The 2,106-nt window shown below is 36.5% G+C and carries 2 protein-coding genes; both read left to right on the forward strand.

Translation table 11 applies throughout. The features are described 5' to 3' along the window. Positions 1–799 precede the first annotated feature (799 nt). Positions 800–1,423: a TetR/AcrR family transcriptional regulator gene (locus D2K40_RS16140; protein WP_162879263.1), complete on the forward strand. Its 624-nt coding sequence runs from the start codon at positions 800–802 to the stop codon at positions 1,421–1,423. Between the two features lie 48 nt (positions 1,424–1,471). Further along, positions 1,472–1,933, forward strand: coding sequence for a DUF6544 family protein (locus D2K40_RS16145; protein WP_117157360.1), 462 nt, complete (start codon positions 1,472–1,474; stop codon positions 1,931–1,933). Positions 1,934–2,106: the final 173 nt, after the last annotated feature.

Below are 2,106 nucleotides of genomic sequence, written 5' to 3' on the forward strand. Positions count from 1 at the left end.
GAAATGGGGACTTAAGGATATGAACATCCTCTACCAGATAAGATACTCAAAAGGTTGAACCGCCGTATACGGATCCGTACGTACGGTGGTGTGAGAGGTCGGGGCTGTGAAGCCCCTCCTACTCGATTTCGACTTGATATGGTAGGACCACAGGCTAACACCGTCCTTGTCGGACAACGCCTGCATGACCCTTGTCGGGCCTCAGGAGTCTCATCCATTTGCTTCCTCCGCTAGTTAGAGGAACTAATCATGGCTTAGATACTAAAAATTAATAAGCATTTATACTATTAAGATGGTCCATAGCCCATACTGCATTATTTATATATAGACTATCTAGCGAATCAAATGAAATTGGCGACACTCCTCGGAAATACAGATCCATTTCCTTCGTGCGATGTGAGTTCATTGAAGCATTCCTTGTCCTGCAGGAACAGCGCGAGCTGAAGATCCACTCGGAGGTGGTCTTTGCCTCCGAGTTAGCTGAAGCCGTGCCTGCGGAAAGGGAGCCAATTTCATTTGAGGAGCGGATAAGAAAGTTTCACTATGTCGCATCATATAGAAAATGTGTCATAAGCAACAATCCTTTTGATAGAAGCGTTTAGAAAAAAATATTGGATAACACATGTATCCAGTATACCTATTTTAGCGGACTTATCGAGACGCATTTTAAGTGAAAAGGTCCTATTAAATAAAAAATGTTAAAAAGACTTGTAAATATTAGATAAAGGAACTAAAATATATAAACTGAACAGCGTTTAATATGTTTAACAATGATCAAAATAAGGAGTGGAAAATATTCATGGTCAAAAAAGAACATCAACTACGAAAACAAGAAGAAACGAAAAAGAATATCTTAGATATAGCTCGGAATATAATTGCTGAAGACGGTATTAAGGCTTTATCAATTCGTAAAATAACCAATGCACTGGATTACTCACCAGGGATTATCTACCACTATTTTAAAGACAAGAATGAAATAATTGAAACCATAGTGGATGAAGGATACGGTCAAATCCTTGCTACAGTAAAGTCAGTGGAAAGGAATGAGGTAGCACCTGAAGAGGAGATAAAAGAAGTATTCACAAGCTATATAAAAGCAGCATTAGAATCTCCAGAGTATTATAAGGCTGTAATGTTAAGTAGTGAACCTTCTATATTAAAAAGAACAGCTGTATTGAACAGAGGTATTTCAGAACAAAGCTCTTCATTAAAAGTACTATGTGAGAATATCGAAAGAGGAAAAAGTGATAATCGATATGCAACATGGGATTCTGAACTCACAGGACAAATCATCTGGACTTCTACCTTTGGTTTAATTATCAGGTTAATGACTGAAAGGAATGTTTCTGATGATCAAGTCGACCGGTTGATTAATCATCATTTTCAAGTATTACTAAAAGGTCTATTAATAAGAGAGAACTAGTGTATTCTAATACATTTAATTCTAAAAAATTAAAAGGAGTAGGTTTGAATGTCAAAGCTATCAATTGCCTTAATCAGTATTACTGCATTTCTAGTTTTATTCCTCATAACTTCGTTTGTCGCTAAACTTCTTTTTAACAACAGTGCAGAAAAAGAAGTTGAAGCACCTTTTGAAAAGGTAGAAAATAAAGGTGAGATTGTCACGAAAGAAAATATTGAAGGCCTACCAAAAAACGTTCAAAGGTGGTTAGAATATTCTGGAGTTATTGGTAAAGAAAAAATAACAACCGTACGCTTAAAACAAAAAGCAGAAATGAGATTAGATAAAGATAAATCCTGGATGCCAGTTCAAGCAGAACAATATTTCACCTCAGAAAAGCCAGCTTTTATCGAACTTAAGCGAGAAGACTCCTTCCTCAAACACGTCAGTGTTAGGTGGGAGATGAATCGCTTCTTTTTTTTGAAATTAAAAAGCAAACCACAAGACAAACGTCAGTTCGTTTTGGTATAATTATGGTACAAAAACTTTCAGAAAGGGTGTGTTGAAATTGACAACAAAGGCTTATTTTTCGAATCGTGTGTACAAAAATGTAACTACAAAAGCTGCCGTTGAAGATACACAACACACTCTTTTTGTGTTCAATCAAGCAAAACACTATCGCGTTCAAAGCGAAGTTCGCGAAA

It is taken from the genome of Paraliobacillus quinghaiensis (assembly GCF_003426025.1).
Taxonomy (GTDB): Bacteria; Bacillota; Bacilli; order Bacillales; family Amphibacillaceae; genus Paraliobacillus_A; species Paraliobacillus_A quinghaiensis.

Bases quoted from the DNA above. Each gene is read 5' to 3' on its own strand.
- D2K40_RS16140 (WP_162879263.1), top strand. From the start codon at position 800: ATGGTCAAAAAAGAACATCAACTACGAAAACAAGAAGAAACGAAAAAG.
- D2K40_RS16145 (WP_117157360.1), top strand. From the start codon at position 1,472: ATGTCAAAGCTATCAATTGCCTTAATCAGTATTACTGCATTTCTAGTT.